This window comes from Variovorax sp. GW458-11-26-14-LB1 (genome assembly GCF_059423965.1).
The window spans coordinates 118,605-134,479 of sequence record NZ_JBWKYW010000008.1; the positions used below are offsets into that span (position 1 = coordinate 118,605).

At 69.0% G+C, this 15,875-nt stretch carries 17 protein-coding genes; 15 read left to right on the forward strand and 2 right to left on the reverse strand.

Annotation, left to right across the window (positions count from 1 at the left end; genetic code table 11):
• Positions 1 to 8 precede the first annotated feature (8 nt).
• The 3 genes from AC07YS_RS08450 to AC07YS_RS08460 are packed head-to-tail and all read left to right on the forward strand — an operon-like array spanning position 9 to position 3,044.
• On the forward strand, positions 9 to 1,034 hold the full coding sequence (locus AC07YS_RS08450; RefSeq protein ID WP_062478613.1) for an AAA family ATPase: 1,026 nt from the start codon (positions 9 to 11) through the stop codon (positions 1,032 to 1,034).
• On the forward strand, positions 1,015 to 2,010 hold the full coding sequence (locus tag AC07YS_RS08455) for a DUF58 domain-containing protein (protein WP_159278217.1): 996 nt from the start codon (positions 1,015 to 1,017) through the stop codon (positions 2,008 to 2,010). Before AC07YS_RS08450 ends, AC07YS_RS08455 begins: the two co-directional genes overlap by 20 nt.
• On the forward strand, positions 2,007 to 3,044 hold the full coding sequence (locus tag AC07YS_RS08460) for a VWA domain-containing protein (protein ID WP_062478619.1): 1,038 nt from the start codon (positions 2,007 to 2,009) through the stop codon (positions 3,042 to 3,044). The genes AC07YS_RS08455 and AC07YS_RS08460 overlap by 4 nt, the downstream gene beginning before the upstream one ends.
• Here the strand turns inward: AC07YS_RS08460 and AC07YS_RS08465 are convergent.
• Positions 3,028 to 3,663 (reverse strand): TetR/AcrR family transcriptional regulator, encoded by a 636-nt coding sequence (locus AC07YS_RS08465; protein WP_495268746.1) that lies wholly within the window; start codon positions 3,661 to 3,663, stop codon positions 3,028 to 3,030. The genes AC07YS_RS08460 and AC07YS_RS08465 overlap by 17 nt on opposite strands.
• Before the next feature lie 71 nt (positions 3,664 to 3,734).
• Entirely contained in the window at positions 3,735 to 4,337 is a 603-nt protein-coding gene (locus AC07YS_RS08470; RefSeq protein WP_095743881.1) for a phenylacetic acid degradation protein PaaY, read from the reverse strand.
• 181 nt (positions 4,338 to 4,518) lie between these two features.
• On the opposite strand from AC07YS_RS08470, the gene AC07YS_RS08475 reads away from it, so the two are divergent.
• The 12 genes from AC07YS_RS08475 to AC07YS_RS08530 all read left to right on the forward strand — a co-directional run bounded on the left by AC07YS_RS08475 (position 4,519) and on the right by AC07YS_RS08530 (position 15,847).
• On the forward strand, positions 4,519 to 5,322 hold the full coding sequence (locus AC07YS_RS08475) for an enoyl-CoA hydratase-related protein (protein ID WP_495265682.1): 804 nt from the start codon (positions 4,519 to 4,521) through the stop codon (positions 5,320 to 5,322).
• 1 nt (position 5,323) lies between these two features.
• Positions 5,324 to 5,770 (forward strand): hydroxyphenylacetyl-CoA thioesterase PaaI, encoded by a 447-nt coding sequence (gene paaI / locus AC07YS_RS08480; RefSeq protein ID WP_056578139.1) that lies wholly within the window; start codon positions 5,324 to 5,326, stop codon positions 5,768 to 5,770.
• Positions 5,771 to 5,784: 14 nt separating this feature from the next.
• A complete protein-coding gene (paaK, locus tag AC07YS_RS08485; protein WP_495268745.1) occupies positions 5,785 to 7,095 on the forward strand; it encodes a phenylacetate--CoA ligase PaaK in 1,311 nt (436 codons plus the stop codon).
• Positions 7,096 to 7,137: 42 nt separating this feature from the next.
• Positions 7,138 to 8,148 carry a 1,2-phenylacetyl-CoA epoxidase subunit PaaA gene (gene paaA, locus AC07YS_RS08490; RefSeq protein ID WP_070063651.1) on the forward strand — a complete coding sequence of 337 codons (1,011 nt, stop codon included), beginning with the start codon at positions 7,138 to 7,140 and terminating at the stop codon, positions 8,146 to 8,148.
• Positions 8,145 to 8,441 carry a 1,2-phenylacetyl-CoA epoxidase subunit PaaB gene (gene paaB / locus AC07YS_RS08495; RefSeq protein ID WP_062478634.1) on the forward strand — a complete coding sequence of 99 codons (297 nt, stop codon included), beginning with the start codon at positions 8,145 to 8,147 and terminating at the stop codon, positions 8,439 to 8,441. The genes paaA and paaB overlap by 4 nt, the downstream gene beginning before the upstream one ends.
• Before the next feature lie 14 nt (positions 8,442 to 8,455).
• The gene (paaC, locus tag AC07YS_RS08500) at positions 8,456 to 9,235 is read left to right on the forward strand and encodes a 1,2-phenylacetyl-CoA epoxidase subunit PaaC (RefSeq protein WP_095949436.1); all 780 of its coding nucleotides are present in this window, start codon (positions 8,456 to 8,458) and stop codon (positions 9,233 to 9,235) included.
• Complete coding sequence (paaD, locus tag AC07YS_RS08505; protein WP_495268744.1) at positions 9,235 to 9,759, forward strand: 1,2-phenylacetyl-CoA epoxidase subunit PaaD; 525 nt, start codon at positions 9,235 to 9,237, stop codon at positions 9,757 to 9,759. The genes paaC and paaD overlap by 1 nt, the downstream gene beginning before the upstream one ends.
• A 12-nt stretch (positions 9,760 to 9,771) precedes the next feature.
• On the forward strand, positions 9,772 to 10,857 hold the full coding sequence (paaE, locus tag AC07YS_RS08510) for a 1,2-phenylacetyl-CoA epoxidase subunit PaaE (protein WP_062478643.1): 1,086 nt from the start codon (positions 9,772 to 9,774) through the stop codon (positions 10,855 to 10,857).
• Positions 10,858 to 10,910: 53 nt separating this feature from the next.
• The gene (locus AC07YS_RS08515; RefSeq protein ID WP_070063655.1) at positions 10,911 to 12,056 is read left to right on the forward strand and encodes an ABC transporter substrate-binding protein; all 1,146 of its coding nucleotides are present in this window, start codon (positions 10,911 to 10,913) and stop codon (positions 12,054 to 12,056) included.
• Between the two features lie 139 nt (positions 12,057 to 12,195).
• Positions 12,196 to 13,224, forward strand: a complete 1,029-nt coding sequence (locus AC07YS_RS08520; protein ID WP_062478648.1) for a branched-chain amino acid ABC transporter permease — start codon at positions 12,196 to 12,198, stop codon at positions 13,222 to 13,224.
• Positions 13,221 to 15,119: a branched-chain amino acid ABC transporter ATP-binding protein/permease gene (locus AC07YS_RS08525; protein WP_495268743.1), complete on the forward strand. Its 1,899-nt coding sequence runs from the start codon at positions 13,221 to 13,223 to the stop codon at positions 15,117 to 15,119. Before AC07YS_RS08520 ends, AC07YS_RS08525 begins: the two co-directional genes overlap by 4 nt.
• On the forward strand, positions 15,116 to 15,847 hold the full coding sequence (locus AC07YS_RS08530; protein WP_307584167.1) for an ABC transporter ATP-binding protein: 732 nt from the start codon (positions 15,116 to 15,118) through the stop codon (positions 15,845 to 15,847). The genes AC07YS_RS08525 and AC07YS_RS08530 overlap by 4 nt, the downstream gene beginning before the upstream one ends.
• Positions 15,848 to 15,875 lie beyond the last annotated feature (28 nt).

Sequence of the window (15,875 nt, forward strand, 5' to 3'; positions counted from 1 at the left end):
CCCTTCGCATGAGCACAGAAAACCCGACCTCGTCGACCTTTGCAACCGCCCCCGCCACCGCCGAGCTGATGGAGCAGATCCTCTACGAGGTCAAGCGCGTGGTCGTGGGGCAGGACCGCTTTCTCGAGCGCGTGATGGTCGCGATGCTCGCGGGCGGCCACCTGCTGGTCGAGGGCGTGCCGGGGCTGGCCAAGACGCTCACCATCAAGACGCTGGCCGACACCGTGCGCGGCCAGTTCAAGCGCATCCAGTTCACGCCCGACCTGGTGCCGGCCGACCTGGTGGGCACGCGCATCTACAACCAGAAGACGGGCGAGTTCAGCACCTCGCTGGGCCCGGTGTTCGCCAACCTGCTCCTGGCCGACGAAATCAACCGCGCGCCGGCCAAGGTGCAAAGCGCGCTGCTCGAAGTGATGCAGGAGCGCCAAGTCACCATCGCCGGCGAAACGCACAAGGTGCCACGCCCCTTTCTCGTGATGGCCACGCAGAACCCGATCGAGACCGAGGGCACCTACCCGCTGCCCGAGGCGCAGGTCGACCGCTTCATGATGAAGGTGATGGTCGACTACCCGAGCGACGAGGAAGAGTTCGTGATCGTGCAGCGCGTGATCGGCCCGGTGGTCTCGGCCACGCCGGTCGCCACCACCGAACAGCTAGCCGAGCTGCAGGCCGAGGCGCGGCGCGTGTACGTCGACCCTTCGCTGATCCAGTACGCCGTGAAGCTCGTGTCGGCCACGCGCACGCCCGAGAAGCACGGCCTGAAGGACCTGCGCCGCTTCATCACCTTCGGCGCCAGCCCGCGGGCCAGCATCAGCCTGACCGAAGGCGCGCGCGCCCTGGCGCTGCTGCGCGGGCGCAGCTACGCGCTGCCCGAAGACATGAGCGCGCTGGTGCCCGACGTGCTGCGCCACCGCGTGACGCTGTCCTACGAAGGCCTGTCCGAAGGGCTCACGCCCGACGGGCTGATCGAGAAGATCATGAAGGCCGTCCCCGCCCCTCCCAAGCCCCTCGAACATGAAAAGCTGGTGGCGTAAGGCCCCCGAGGCCGCGAACGACGACCGGCTCGCGATCGAAGCCGGCGGGGCCGAACGCGCGCTGCGCCGGCTCGAGTGGACCGTGATCCGCCGCCTCGACGGCCTGCTGCAGGGCGACTACCGCACGCTCATGCGCGGCACCGGCCTGGACCTGGCCGACCTGCGCGAGTACCAGCACCACGACGACGTGCGCCACATCGACTGGAACGTCACCGCGCGGCTGCAGACGCCGCACGTGCGCGTGTTCACCGAAGACCGCGAGATGGCCGCGTGGTTCGTGCTCGACCTGAGCCGCTCGGTCGATTTCGGCTCGGGCCTGAAGGCCAAGCGCGAGATCTCGGCCGGCTTCGTCGGCGTGCTCGCGCGGCTGCTCACGCGGCACGGCAACCGGGTCGGCGCGCTGGTCTACGGCCGCGACCTCGAGGCCGTGATCCCGCCGCGCACCGGCCGCCGCCATGTGCTGCACCTGCTGCACGCGATGGAAAAGCGCGCGAACCAGGCCGAGGCCGCGCCCGCGCAGAAGGGCATGACGCGCCTGGCCGACCTGCTGACCTCCGCCGCCGCGCTCATGCCGCGCCGCTCCACCGTGTTCGTGGTGTCCGACTTTCTCAGCGAGCCCGGCTGGGAGCGCCCGCTGGGCCAGCTGGTGCAGCGGCACGAAGTGATCGCTGTGCGCCTGTTCGATCCGCTCGAGCTCGAGCTGCCCGACCTCGGCCTGGTGCCGCTGCGCGACGCCGAGACCGGCGAGCAGCTGTGGGTCGACACCCATGACGCGGGGTTCCGCAAACGCTTCGCGCGGCTGGCCGCCGAGCGCGAGACCACCCTGCGCGAGTCGCTGGCCCGGGCCGGCGTCGACGCCCTCGAACTCTCGACCAACGACGATCTGGTCGAAGCCATCGTGCGATTCGCGGACCTGCGCAAGCGCCGGGTCCGCGGCGTCGCGGCGGGTGGCGGGAAGGCGGTGGTGGCGGCATGACATTCCTCTGGCCTCAATTCCTCTGGCTGCTGGCGGCCTTGCCGCTGCTGGTGCTCCTGTATGTCTGGCTGATCCGCCGCAAGAAGAAGATGGCGGTGCGCTACGCCAGCCTGTCGATCGTGCGCGAGGCCATGGGCCCGGGCCAGAGCCTGCGGCGCCACATCCCGCCGCTGCTGTTCCTGGTGGCCATCACCGCGATGCTCGTGGCGGCGGCGCGGCCGATGGCGGTGGTGGTGCTGCCGTCGAACCAGCAGACCATCATCCTGGCGATGGACGTGTCGGGAAGCATGCGCGCGGCCGACGTGCAGCCCAACCGGCTGGTGGCGGCGCAGGAGGCGGCCAAGAGCTTCATCAAGGACCTGCCGCGCCACGTGAAGGTGGGCATCGTCGCCTTCGCGGGCAGCGCGCAGGTGGCGCAGCTACCCACCACCAACCACGACGACCTCGTGACGGCCATCGACAGCTTCCAGCTGCAGCGCGCCACGGCCACGGGCAACGCCATCGTGGTGTCGCTGGCCACGCTGTTTCCCGACGCGGGCATCGACATCTCGCAGTTCAGCGCCCCCAGCCGCCAGCGCGGCATCCCGATCGACCAGAACGAGAAGCAGCTCAAGGAATTCACGCCCGTGGCGCCCGGCTCGTTCACCTCGGCCGCGATCATCATGCTGACCGACGGCCAGCGCACCACCGGCGTCGACCCGCTGGACGCCGCCAAGGCCGCGGCCGACCGCGGCGTGCGCATCTACACGGTGGGCGTGGGCACGGTCGACGGCGAAACCATCGGCTTCGAAGGCTGGTCGATGCGCGTGCGGCTGGACGAAGAAACCCTCAAGGCCATTGCCAACAAGACCAGCGCCGAATATTTCTACGCCGGCACCGCGAGCGATCTGAAGAAGGTCTACGAGACGCTGAGCTCCAAGCTCACCGTCGAGAAGAAGGAAACCGAGATCTCGGCGCTGTTCGCGCTGGGCGCGGCGGTGCTCACGCTGCTGTCGGCGGGGCTGTCGCTGCTCTGGTTCAACCGGATTCTTTAGCGGCGTTTTCTGCCACGGCGGGCGGCAGCTTCACCGCCCCCACCCCGCCCAGGAACAGGTCGGCCACGATCGGCGCGATGGCCGCGTGGTCGAGCCGGCCGCCGGGCTTCATCCAGGTGAACATCCAGTTGATCATGCCGAACAGCAGCATGGTCAGCGGCTTGGCGAGCTCGTCGCTCGGCGCGCCGGGGCGCAGCGCCGACACGGCGCGCGCAAAGCCGGCGACCACCGCGCGCTCCTGGTCGAGCACGCGCTCGCGGTCCTCGTCCTCGAGAAAGCGCACGTCGTCGGTCAGCACGCGGTGCGCGTCCTGCGCGCCGGCGTACTCCTCGACGATGCGGTAGATGAAGCGGCGCAGGCGCTCCTCGTCGGTAGAGGGCTGGGCCTCTTCCTCGGCCACCAGCGCCGCCAGCTTCGAGACGTGCGTCTCGGCGATGCTGATGAGCAGGCTGCTCTTGTCCTTGTAGTAGTGGTACAGCGTGGCCTTCGACAGGTTGCAGGCCTCGGCGACCTGGTTCATCGAGGTCGCGGGGTAGCCGCGGCGGGCGAACAGCTGGGCGGCCTGCGCGAGGATCAGTTCGCGCTGGTCGTCGTAGGTGGCGGATCTTCCACGCGGCATCGGGTCTTCTTCCTGGGTTGTCTGTCGGTTGCTGGCGTGCAGCAGGCTCGATCTTGCATGAAGCCGCAGGGCTATCCGCGGCGGGTGGCGATCAGGGATTTCACGTCGGTGGCGGGCAGGCGCGGCCGGTCTTTTTCCACCTCGGCGAGCGGCGCCACCTCGTGCAGGCTGGCCAGGCTGCGCACCGTCAGCGCCTGGTAGGTCTGCGTGCCTTCGAGCTTCCAGGCGATCTCTTCGTCGCTGAGCTCGCGCCGCACCTTGGCCGGGATGCCCGCCGCGAGCGAACGCGCGGGCACCTTCATGCCGGCGGGCACGAAGGCGCAGGCCGCGACGATAGCTTTCTCGCCCACCTCGGCCTCGTCCATCACCACCGCGTTCATGCCCACCAGCGCATCGCGCCGCACGATGCAGCTGTGCAGGATTGCGCCGTGGCCGATGTGGCCGTTGACCTCCACCACCGTGTCGTTGTCGGGAAAGCCGTGGATGCAGCAGTGGTCCTGCACGTTCGAGCCCTCCTGCAAGACGATGCGGCCGAAGTCGCCGCGCAGGCTGGCGCAGGGGCCGACGTAGCAGTTCGGGCCGACGATCACATCGCCGATCAGCACGGCCGTGGGATGCACGTAGGCGCTCGGGTCGACGACAGGAATCACGCCGTCGATGGAATAGCTGGGCATTCGGTCTCCTTGTTTTTTCGCGGGCTGCTCGGCCACGCCGGATTCATTCACACCTTCCTAGGGTTTGCCCTGAATGCACCCCGCTTGTGCCGGAATCGAGGTCGATCCTAAAATCAACCGAACGGTCGGTCAATAGTGTTTACGCACCGAGCCGTCCCCACAAAGGATGAAAGAGACACGCATGACTGAGCCTTTGGTACTCATCAGCAACGCCGGCGCCGTCCGCACGCTGAGCCTGAACCGCCCTGCGGCGCTCAACAGCTTCACGACCGGGTTGCACGCCGAGTTGCTGGCCGCACTCGAAGCCGCGGCCGCCGACAGCAGCGTGCGCTGCGTGGTGCTCACCGGTGCCGGCCGTGCCTTCTGCGCGGGGCAGGACCTGGCCGACCCGTCGGTCGCGCCCGACCCGACGCCCGGCGCCGCGCCCAAGGACCTGGGCCACGTCATCTCCACTTATTACGGTCCGCTGGTCGCACGCCTGCGCTCGATGCCGGTGCCGGTGGTTGCCGCCGTCAACGGCGTGGCGGCCGGCGCGGGCGCCAACCTCGCGCTGTGCTGCGACCTCGTCGTGGCCGGCCGCTCGGCCAGCTTCATCCAGGCCTTCACCAAGATCGGCCTCGTGCCCGACACCGGCGGCACCTGGCTGCTGCCGCGCCTCGTGGGCCCGGCGCGCGCGCTGGGCATCGCGATGCTGGGCGACAAGCTCCCCGCCGAAGAAGCCGCGCGCATCGGCCTGATCTGGCAGTGCGTGGACGACGCGGCACTGGCCGACACCGCCGCCGCGCTGGCGGCGCGCCTGGCCGGCATGCCCACGCGCGCACTCGTGGCCACCCGCGAAGCGATGGCCGCCGCGCAAAACCTCGACCTGGGCGCGGCACTTGCCGAAGAAGCGCGCATCCAACGCGAGATGGGCAATGCCGACGACTACCGCGAAGGTGTCGAGGCTTTTCGCGCCAAGCGCGCCCCGGTGTTCAAGGACCGCTGAGATGACCGACGCTTCCCGCACCCCGCAACAGACCGCCGAGTTCGTGCGCGACGGCATGTTCGCGAACGACAACGCCAGCAAGGGCCTGGGCATGCGCATCGTGGAGGTCGGCCCCGGCCAGGCCACGCTCGAGATGCGCGTGCGCCCCGACATGCTCAACGGCCACGCCATCTGCCACGGCGGCTTCATGGCCACGCTGGCCGACTCCACCTTCGCCTTCGCCTGCAACTCGTACAACGAGCTGACCGTGGCCTCGGGCTTCGCCATCGACTTCCTCGCGCCGGCGCGCGAAGGCGACGTGCTCACCGCGCGCTGCTTCGAAGTCTCCAAGGCCGGGCGCACCGGCGTGTACGACACCGAAATCACCAACCAGCGCGGCGAGCGCATCGCGATGTTCCGCGGTCGCTCCTACACCGCCAAGGGCCGGCCGGCCGTCCCGGCCGCTTGAGGAGACACCCCACCATGACCGTGAAACGCCCCACCCCCGGCGACCTCGACCCGATCGAAACCGCCAGCCGCGACGAGATCGCCGCACTGCAGCTCACGCGCCTGCGCGCCACGCTGCGCAACGCCTACGACCACGTGCCGCACTACCGCCAGGCCTTCGATGCCAAGGGCGTGCACCCCGACGACCTGAAGTCGCTGGCCGACCTGTCGAAATTCCCGTTCACGGTGAAGACTGACCTGCGCGACAACTACCCCTTCGGCATGTTCGCCGTGCCGCGCACGCAGGTGGCGCGCATCCACGCGTCGTCGGGCACCACCGGCAAGCCGACCGTGGTGGGCTACACCAAGAACGACATCGACACCTGGGCCGACCTGGTCGCGCGCTCGATCCGCGCCGCGGGCGGACGGCCCGGCGACATCATCCACGTCGCCTACGGCTACGGCCTCTTCACCGGCGGCCTGGGCGCGCACTACGGCGCCGAGCGCGCCGGCTGCACCGTCATCCCGATGTCGGGCGGCCAGACCGAGAAGCAGGTGCAGCTCATCCAGGACTTCAAGCCCGACATCATCATGGTCACGCCCAGCTACATGCAGGTGATCATCGAGCAGTTCGAGCGCCAGGGCCTCGATGCGAAAGACAGCTCGCTCAAGGTCGGCATCTTCGGTGCCGAGCCGTGGACCGAAGCCATGCGCCGCGACATCGAGACCCGCGCCGGCATCGACGCCGTCGACATCTACGGCCTCTCCGAAGTGATGGGCCCGGGCGTGGCCAGCGAATGCGTCGAGAGCAAGGACGGCCCGGTGATCTGGGAAGACCACTTCTACCCCGAGATCATCGACCCCGAAACGGGCGAGCTGAAGGCCGACGGCGAAGAAGGCGAACTCGTCTTCACCTCGCTGAGCAAGGAAGCGATGCCCATCGTGCGCTACCGCACGCGCGACCTCACGCGCCTGCTGCCGCCCACCTCGCGGTCGTTCCGCCGCATGGGCAAGATCGTCGGGCGCAGCGACGACATGATGATCATCCGCGGCGTGAACGTCTTCCCCACGCAGGTGGAAGAGATCGTGCTCGCGCACAGCGCCCTCACCGGCCTGTACCAGGTGCGCGTGAGCCGCGAAGGCCTGCTCGACCAGGTCGAGGTGCACTGCGAACTCACGCCGCACGAAGCCGCCGCGGCCGACCGCAACGCCATCTCCGAGTGGGTGCAGCACCGCGTGAAGACGCTCATCGGCATCTCCACCCGCGTGGTCGTGCACGGCCCCGACGAAATGGAACGCACGCAGACCGGCAAGGCCCGGCGCGTCGTCGACACGCGCCCGCGCTGAGCGCCCGCGCGCCCCCACACACCGCACCGAAAGGACACGCACATGTACACCCAGGCCATGGACACGATGGGCAAGGACGCAGGCGACGGCAAGCAGAAGGCCGTGCGCTCCGCCGACGAGCTGCGTCTCGAGGAACGCTTCGACGCGCGCATCGACGCCGGCGACTTCATCGAGGCGAAAGACTGGATGCCCGAGCACTACCGCAAGACGCTGGTGCGCCAGATCAGCCAGCACGCGCATTCGGAAATCGTCGGCATGCTGCCCGAGGGCAACTGGATCAGCCGCGCGCCCACGCTCAAGCGCAAGGCCATCCTCTTGGCCAAGGTGCAGGACGAAGGCGGCCACGGCCTGTACCTGTACGCCGCCGCCGAAACGCTGGGCACCTCGCGCGACCAGATGTTCGACGCGCTGCACACGGGCAAGGCCAAGTACAGCTCGATCTTCAACTACCCCACGCTCAGCTGGGCCGACATGGGCACCATCGGCTGGCTGGTCGACGGCGCGGCCATCATGAACCAGGTGCCGATCTGCCGCTGCTCGTACGCACCGTACGCGCGCGCCATGATCCGCATCTGCCGCGAAGAGAGCTTTCACCAGCGCCAGGGCTACGAAGCACTGCTGACGATGATGAAGCAGGGCACCGACGCGCAGAAGGCGATGGTGCAGGACGCGGTCAACCGCTGGTGGTGGCCCTCGATCATGATGTTCGGCCCGCCGGACGACCAGTCGCCCAACTCGGCGCAGTCGATGCGCTGGGGCATCAAGCGCTTCAGCAACGACGAGCTGCGCCAGAAGTTCATCGACGCCACCGTCGAGCAGGCCGCGATCCTCGGCGTGACGCTGCCCGACCCCGACCTCAAGTGGAACGAGGAACGCCAGGCGCACGACTTCGGCGTCATCGACTGGAGCGAGTTCTGGCGCGTGATCGCCGGCGACGGCCCCTGCAACCGCGAACGCCTGCAGGCCCGGGTCGATGCCTGGGACGACGGCGCCTGGGTGCGCGAAGCCGCAATGGCCCACGCCAACAAACAACCTTTGAAGGAAGCAGCATGAGCACCGAAGTGAAGCAAGAGTGGCCCCTGTGGGAAGTGTTCGTGCGCAGCAAGGCCGGCCTGGACCACAAGCACTGCGGCAGCCTGCACGCGGCCGATCCGAAGATGGCGATCCAGATGGCGCGCGACGTCTACACGCGCCGCCAGGAAGGCAGCAGCATCTGGGTGGTGCGCTCCGACCAGATCGTGGCCAGCGACCCGGGCGACAAGGACATGTTCTTCGACCCGGCCGAAGACAAGGTGTACCGCCACCCCACCTTCTACGCGCTGCCCAAGTCCGTGGACCACATGTGAGCGAGCGGCACGCCATGCAAGCCTCGATCGAACTGAACCGCACGCCCGCCGTGCACTACCTGCTGCGCATCGGCGACACCTGCCTGGTGCTCGCGCAGCGCCTGGGCGAATGGTGCGGCCACGCACCGGTGCTCGAAGAAGACATCGCGATGGCCAACATCGCGCTCGACCTCGTCGGCCAGGCCCGCGCCGTGCTCACGCACGCCGGCCAGCTCGAAGGCGCCGGCCGCGCGCACGACGAAGACCAGCTCGCCTACCTGCGCGACGAACGCGATTACTTCAACCTCACGCTGGTCGAGCTGCCGCGCGGCGACTTCGCCTTTGCCGTGCTGCGCAACACCATGGTCGCCACGCTGCTCAAGCTGCTGTGGCAGCGCCTGGCCGCGTCGAGCGACGCCGAGGTGGCCGCCATCGCCGGCAAGGCGCTGAAGGAAGCGCGCTACCACCAGCAGCACTCGGCCGACTGGGTTGTGCGCCTGGGCGACGGCACCGACGAATCGCGCCGCCGCACCGAGAAGGCGCTCAAGCAGCTGTGGCTCTACGTGCCCGAGCTGTTCGACAGCGACGACGTCGATGCGCAGGCCAGTGCCAGCGGCCTCGGCCCGGCCTGGAGCGAACTGCGCGAGCCGTGGCTGGCCGAGATGCAGCAGGTGCTCGACGCCGCCGGCCTCGCCATGCCGAAGGAAGCCGCCTTCCGCAGCACCGGCAAGCATGGCGTGCACAGCGAGCACATGGGCTACATCCTGGCCGAGATGCAGCACCTGCAGCGCAGCTTCCCCGGAGGCGTGTGGTGATGAACGCCGTGGCGTCGCGTGTCGATGCGGCGTGGGCCGTGCTCCATTCGGTGCCCGACCCCGAGGTGCCGGCCGTGTCGGTCTGCGACCTGGGCATCGTGCGCGAGGTGATCGAGCACGACGACGGCCTGGAGATCGTGCTCACGCCGACCTACTCCGGCTGCCCCGCCACCGAAGCCATCGAGCACGACGTGCTGGCCGCCATCGAGAACGCAGGCCTCGGCCGCGCGCGCGCCACGCTGCGCCGCGCACCCGCCTGGACCAGCGACTGGATCAGCGACGAAGGCCGCGACAAGCTCAAGGCCTACGGCATCGCGCCGCCCGCGCACCTCACGCCCGAGCAGGCCTCCAACACCGCCGTGCCGATCAAGCTCTTCGGTCGCATGGCCGGCGAGCGCATCGCCTGCCCGCGCTGCGCGAGCGAGCGCACCGAGCGCCTGTCGGCTTTCGGCTCCACCGCCTGCAAGGCCCTGTACCGCTGCATGGCCTGCCGCGAACCCTTCGAACATTTCAAGCCTATCTGAGGCACGCCCACGATGAGCACCCTCTTCCACCCCCTGCGCGTGAAGGCCATCGAGCCCGACACGCACGAGGCCGTCATCGTCTCGTTCGAGGTGCCGCCCGCGCTGCGCGAAGTCTTCGGCTTCACGCAGGGCCAGTACCTCACGCTGCGCCATGACATCGACGGCCAGGACCTGCGCCGTTCCTATTCGATCTGCGCCGGCCTCGACGACGGCGAGCTGCGCGTCGGCGTGCGCAAGGTGCGCGGCGGCGTGTTCTCCAACTGGATCAACGCCCACCTGCAACCCGGCGACAGCCTGCAGGTGATGGCGCCGCAAGGCCGCTTCTTCGTGCCCATCGAGCCCGAGGCCGCGCGCCACCACGTCGGCATCGCCGGCGGCAGCGGCATCACGCCGATCCTGTCGATCATGAAGACCGTGCTGGCGCGCGAGCCCAAGAGCCGCTTCACGCTGATCTACGGCAACCGCCAGCTGCAGTCCACGATGTTCAAGGAAGAGATCGAGGACCTGAAGAATCGCTACATGACGCGGCTCGTGCTGCAGCACGTGTTCTCCGACGAGCACACCGATTCGCCGCTGGGCTTCGGCGTGATGAACCGCGAGAAGATCGGCGAGTTCCTGGCCTCGGTGGTGCCCGCCGCACAGATCGACCACGTGTACGTGTGCGGCCCGTTCCAGATGAACGACGAGGCCGAGGCCGCGCTGCTCGCCGCGGGCGTGCCCGAGGACCGCATCCACATCGAGCGCTTCGGCGTCGCGCTGCCTTCGGCCAGCCAGGTCGGCGCGGTGGTGCACGAGGCGCAGCCGGGCGACGCCAAGCAGGCGCGCGTGACCATCGTGCGCGACGGCCTGCAGCGCGAGATCACCTACACCGAGGGCCAGCCCAGCATCCTCGATGCGGCGTCGGCGGCCGGGCTCGAGGTGCCGTTCTCGTGCACCTCGGGCGTGTGCGGCACCTGCCGCGCGAAGTGCGTGGACGGGGAAGTCCGCATGGAAAGAAACTTCGCACTCGACAAGAATGAGGTGGCCGCGGGATTCGTGCTGACCTGCCAGGCCCACCCCCTGACCGAACGCGTCACGCTGTCCTTCGACGAGCGTTGAACGCACGGCTTTTTCCTCGGCCTTTCCCCTTTCAACCCGGAGACAAACCAACCATGAAATTCTTCAAGCCCCTGCTGATCGCCGCCCTGTGCGCCACGGCCCTCTCGGCCTGGGCCGACGTCAATGTCGGCGTGACCATCTCGGCCACCGGGCCGGCGGCGTCGCTCGGCATTCCCGAGAAGAACACCATCGCGCTGATGCCCAAGACGATCGGCGGGCAGAAGATCAACTACATCGTGCTGGACGATGCCTCCGACACCACGGCCGCCGTGAACAACACGCGCAAGCTGATCGCCGAGAACAAGGTCGACGTGATCCTGGGCTCGACCACCACGCCGGCCTCGCTCGCGATGATCGACGTGGCCAGCGAGGCACAGACGCCGATGATCTCGGTGGCCGCCTCGGCCCGCATCATCGAGCCGATGGACGCCAAGAAGAAGTGGGTCTTCAAGACGCCGCAGAACGACATCATGATGTCGCTGGCCATCGCCGAGCACATGGCCGCCAACGGCGTGAAGACCGTCGGCTTCATCGGTTTCTCCGACGCGTACGGCGAAGGCTGGTCGCAGGAGTTCGCCAAAGCCGCCGACCTGAAGAAGATCAAGATCGTGGCCAACGAACGCTATGCGCGCTCCGACACCTCGGTCACCGGCCAGGCGCTGAAGCTCATGTCGGCCAAGCCCGACGCGGTGCTGGTGGCCGGCTCCGGCACGCCGGCCGCGCTGCCGCAGAAGACGCTCAAGGAGCGTGGCTACACCGGCAAGATGTACCAGACGCACGGCGTGGCCAACGCCGACTTCCTGCGCGTGGGCGGCAAGGACGTGGACGGCACCTTCCTGCCGGCCGGCCCGGTGCTCGTGGCCGACCAGCTGCCCGCCAGCAACCCGGTGAAGAAGTCTGCGCTCGCCTACGTCGCCGCCTATGAAGCCGCCTACGGCAAGGGCACGGTCTCGACCTTCGGCGCGCACGCCTGGGACGCGGGCCTGCTGATGAGCTCGGCCGTGCCGGTCGCGCTGAAGAAGGCCCAGCCGGGCACGCCCGAGTTCCGCGCCGCCCTGCGCGATGCGCTCGAGCAGACCAAGGACGTGTCGGGCGCGCACGGCGTGTTCAACATGACCGCGGCCGACCACCTGGGCCTGGACCAACGCGCGCGCGTGATGGTGAAGATCGAAAACGGCGCCTGGAAATTCCAGCCCTGAAGCACTGAACTCGCCCCCAGGCTTCGCGCACTTCGTGTCGCTTCTCCAACCCCCTACCGGGGGCAACACCTGAGGCCCGGCAAAGCCGGTTCCTCGGTGTTCCTGATCTGAATCACGGGCGACGCCCGAAGGTTGTTTTATGGACTTGCAGATTGCCCTGTTGCTGGGGCAGGACGGCATCGTGAACGGCGCGGTCTACGGACTGATGGCGCTCGCGCTGGTGCTGGTGTTTTCGGTCACGCGCGTGATCTTCATTCCGCAGGGCGAGTTCGTCGCCTTCGGTGCGCTCTCGATGGCGGCGCTGCAGGGCGGGCGCACGCCGGCCACGCTGTGGCTGCTGGTGGCGTTGGGCGTCATGGCGCTGGCCGTGGAGGTGTGGCGCTGGAAGCGCGGCGCGACCATCGACTGGCGCTCGGCCTTCACCTGGTGCGTCGCCTTCCCGGCGATCGCCGCGGTGCTGGTGCTGGGCCTCAAGCCCACGTCGATGACGATGCAGGCGGTGACCACGCTGGTGCTGATCGCGCCGCTGGGGCCGCTGCTCTATCGCCTGGCCTACCGCCCGCTGGCCGACGCCACGGTGCTGATGCTGCTGATCGTCTCGGTCGCGCTGCACGGCGTGCTGGTCGGCCTGGGCCTGTTCTTCTTCGGTGCCGAAGGTTCGCGCACCACGCCGTTCTCCGACGTGCGCTTCGACATCGGCGGCATCCCCGTGAGCGGCCAGTCGCTCGTCGTGGTGGGCGTCACGCTGCTGCTGGTGATCGCGATGTTCTGGTTCTTCGGCCGCTCCATGGTCGGCAAGGCGCTGCGCGCCACCGCCATCAACCGCGTGGGCGCGCGGCTCTCGGGCATTCCCACCGAGCTGTCGGGCGACCTGAGCTTTGCGCTCGCGGCACTCATCGGCGCGGTGTCGGGGCTGCTGATCGCACCGATCACCACGGTCTATTACGACACCGGTTTTCTCATCGGACTGAAGGGCTTCGTGGCCGCCATCGTCGGCGGGCTCGCGAGCTACCCGCTGGCGCTCGCGGGCGCGTTGCTGGTCGGCCTGCTGGAGGCTTTCTCTTCATTCTGGGCCAGCGCCTACAAGGAAGTGCTGGTGTTCACTTTGATCATTCCGGTGCTGTGGTGGCGTTCGCTGCGCAGCCATCATGTGGAGGACGAGGAATGAGCGCGTCGCCCACCACTTCTTCCACCACGGCTGCACACGCGGGCCGTCCGCTGGTCACGCCGCGCACCCTCACGTTGGCGTGCATCGTGGCGCTCGCGCTGGCCTGGGGCTGGCTGCCCGACTTCACGGTCGCAGTGCTCAGCAACATCGGCCTGTACGCGCTGGTAGCCGCCGGGCTGGTCATGCTGACCGGCGTGGGCGGCATGACCTCCTTCGGCCAGGCCGCGTTCGTCGGCATGGGCGCCTATGCCACCGCGTGGATCTGCACCTCGCCCACGGCCGCGGGCTGGCTGGGCGGCATCGCCGGTTCGGCGCTGGTGCCGTGGCTCGGCCTGCTGCTCGGGCTGGTGCTGACCTTCGCGCTGGCCTGGGCGCTCGGCGCGGTCACGCTCAAGCTGTCGGGCCACTACCTGCCGCTGTGCACCATCGCCTGGGGCCTGAGCCTGTACTTCCTGCTCGGCAACATGGAGTTCCTGGGCGGCCAGACCGGCATCACGGGCGTGCCGCCGCTGGTGGTGGCGGGCATCTCGCTGGCCTCGCCGCGCGCGCTCGGCGTGGTGATCTGGGCCGTGCTGCTGCTGGCGCTGTGTGCGCTGCACAACCTGCTCGACTCGCGCGAGGGCCGCGCCATCCGCGCACTCAAGGGCGGCCGGCTCATGGCCGAGTCGATGGGCGTCGACACGGCGCGCCACCGCATCAAGCTGTTCGTGCTGGCCGCGCTGCTGGCGGCGGTGTCGGGCTGGCTCTACGCGCACATGCAGCGCTTCGTGAACCCGACGCCCTTCAACCTCAACATCGGCATCGAGATGCTGTTCATGGCGGTGGTCGGCGGCGCGGGCCACCTGTGGGGCGCGGTGCTCGGCGCCACGCTGATCACGCTGCTGAAGGAGAAGCTGCAGGACATCCTGCCCGCGCTGCTGGGCACCAGCGGCAACTTCGAAGTGGTGGTGTTCGGCCTCTTGATGCTGTTCGTGCTGCAGCGCTTTGCGGACGGCCTGTGGCCCACGCTGGCGCGGCTCGTGAGCCGCTGGGTGCGGCCGGTGGCCAAGGTGCCCGCCGCCAACGCGGCAGCACCGGTGGCGCAGCTCGCGCAGCGCGTGCTGCCGGCGGCGGGCACGATGCTGTTGCAGGCCGACGCGGTCAGCAAGCGCTTCGGCGGCCTCATCGCCAACAACGACATCTCGATGACGCTGAAGGCCGGCGAGATCCACGCGCTGATCGGCCCCAATGGCGCAGGCAAGAGCACCTTCTTCAACATGATCTCGGGCGTGGACGACCCCAGCTCGGGCGAGGTGCGGCTCGAAGGCGACGCCATGTCGGGCCGCCCCTCGCGCGCCTTCGCGGCGCGCGGCCTGGGCCGCACCTTCCAGCACGTGCGCCTGCTGGGTCAGCGCAGCGTGGTCGAGAACGTGGCGCTCGGCGCGCACCTGCGCGCGAAACGCGGCTGGCTCGCCGCGATGCTGCGGCTGGACCGCGCCGAAGAGGCTGCGCTGATGGCCGAAGCCCGCAAGCAGATCGAGCGTTGCGGCCTCGGCGCGCATGCCGACACGCCGGCCGCCTCGCTCTCGCTGGGGCAGCAGCGCGTGGTCGAGATCGCACGCGCGCTCGCCGGCCAGCCCTCGGTGCTGCTGCTGGACGAACCCGCCGCCGGCCTGCGCCACCTTGAAAAGCGCGCGCTCTCCGAGCTGCTGGGCCAGCTGCGCGCCGAAGGCCTGGGCATCCTCGTGGTGGAGCACGACATGGAGTTCGTGATGAACCTCGCCGACCGCATCACCGTGCTCGAGTTCGGCACCGTGATCGCCACCGGCACGCCGGCCGAAGTGCAGGCCAACCCGCGCGTGCTCGAGGCCTACCTCGGTGGCGCCGACGACGAACTGCTGGAAGACGCCCGATGAGCCATCCTATTCTTCAACTGGAAGACTTCTGCGTCGCCTACCGCACCGTCGAAGCGGTGCACAGCGTGCGCCTGCACGTGAACGAGGGCGAGATCGTCACCGTGATCGGCCCCAACGGCGCCGGCAAGACCACGCTGCTGTGCGCGGCCATGGGCCTGCTGGTGTCGAGCGGCAAGCTGTCGCTCGACGGCGAGCGCATCGCGCGCCCCGGCGTCGAGACCATGGTGGCGCGCGGCGTGGCGCTGGTGCCCGAACGGCGCGAGCTGTTCGGCGAAATGTCGGTCGAAGACAACCTGCTGCTCGGCGGCTTCTACCAGTGGCGCAAGGGCCAGCGCGACCAGCGTGCGCGCATGGACGAGATCTTCGAGATCTTTCCGCGCCTGAAGGAGCGCCGCCCGCAGATGGCCTCCACGCTTTCGGGCGGCGAGCGCCAGATGCTGGCCATCGGCCGCGCGCTCATGGCGCGCCCGCGCCTGCTGATGCTCGACGAGCCCTCGCTGGGCCTGGCCCCGCTGGTGGTGCGCGAGGTGCTGCGTGTGGTGTCGCAGCTGCGCAAGCACGGCGTGTCGGTGCTGCTGGTGGAACAGAACGCCCGCGCCGCGCTGCAGGTGGCCGACCGTGCCTATGTGCTCGAAATGGGCGCGGTGGCGCTCGAAGGCAACGCCGGCGATCTGCTGCACGACCAGCGAATCATCGATACCTACCTGGGCATCGGCAACAAGAAATGACCCCCGCGCAGCGCGCGCACCGCGCCGC

Coding starts and splice junctions, on each gene's coding strand:
- paaC (WP_095949436.1), top strand. CDS start 8,456: ATGCAAGCCTCGATCGAACTGAACCGCACGCCCGCCGTGCACTACCTG.
- paaB (WP_062478634.1), top strand. CDS start 8,145: ATGAGCACCGAAGTGAAGCAAGAGTGGCCCCTGTGGGAAGTGTTCGTG.
- paaD (WP_495268744.1), top strand. CDS start 9,235: ATGAACGCCGTGGCGTCGCGTGTCGATGCGGCGTGGGCCGTGCTCCAT.
- paaI (WP_056578139.1), top strand. CDS start 5,324: ATGACCGACGCTTCCCGCACCCCGCAACAGACCGCCGAGTTCGTGCGC.
- AC07YS_RS08470 (WP_095743881.1), bottom strand. CDS start 4,337: ATGCCCAGCTATTCCATCGACGGCGTGATTCCTGTCGTCGACCCGAGC.
- paaA (WP_070063651.1), top strand. CDS start 7,138: ATGTACACCCAGGCCATGGACACGATGGGCAAGGACGCAGGCGACGGC.
- AC07YS_RS08465 (WP_495268746.1), bottom strand. CDS start 3,663: ATGCCGCGTGGAAGATCCGCCACCTACGACGACCAGCGCGAACTGATC.
- AC07YS_RS08515 (WP_070063655.1), top strand. CDS start 10,911: ATGAAATTCTTCAAGCCCCTGCTGATCGCCGCCCTGTGCGCCACGGCC.
- AC07YS_RS08455 (WP_159278217.1), top strand. CDS start 1,015: ATGAAAAGCTGGTGGCGTAAGGCCCCCGAGGCCGCGAACGACGACCGG.
- paaE (WP_062478643.1), top strand. CDS start 9,772: ATGAGCACCCTCTTCCACCCCCTGCGCGTGAAGGCCATCGAGCCCGAC.
- AC07YS_RS08525 (WP_495268743.1), top strand. CDS start 13,221: ATGAGCGCGTCGCCCACCACTTCTTCCACCACGGCTGCACACGCGGGC.
- paaK (WP_495268745.1), top strand. CDS start 5,785: ATGACCGTGAAACGCCCCACCCCCGGCGACCTCGACCCGATCGAAACC.
- AC07YS_RS08520 (WP_062478648.1), top strand. CDS start 12,196: ATGGACTTGCAGATTGCCCTGTTGCTGGGGCAGGACGGCATCGTGAAC.
- AC07YS_RS08475 (WP_495265682.1), top strand. CDS start 4,519: ATGACTGAGCCTTTGGTACTCATCAGCAACGCCGGCGCCGTCCGCACG.
- AC07YS_RS08460 (WP_062478619.1), top strand. CDS start 2,007: ATGACATTCCTCTGGCCTCAATTCCTCTGGCTGCTGGCGGCCTTGCCG.
- AC07YS_RS08530 (WP_307584167.1), top strand. CDS start 15,116: ATGAGCCATCCTATTCTTCAACTGGAAGACTTCTGCGTCGCCTACCGC.
- AC07YS_RS08450 (WP_062478613.1), top strand. CDS start 9: ATGAGCACAGAAAACCCGACCTCGTCGACCTTTGCAACCGCCCCCGCC.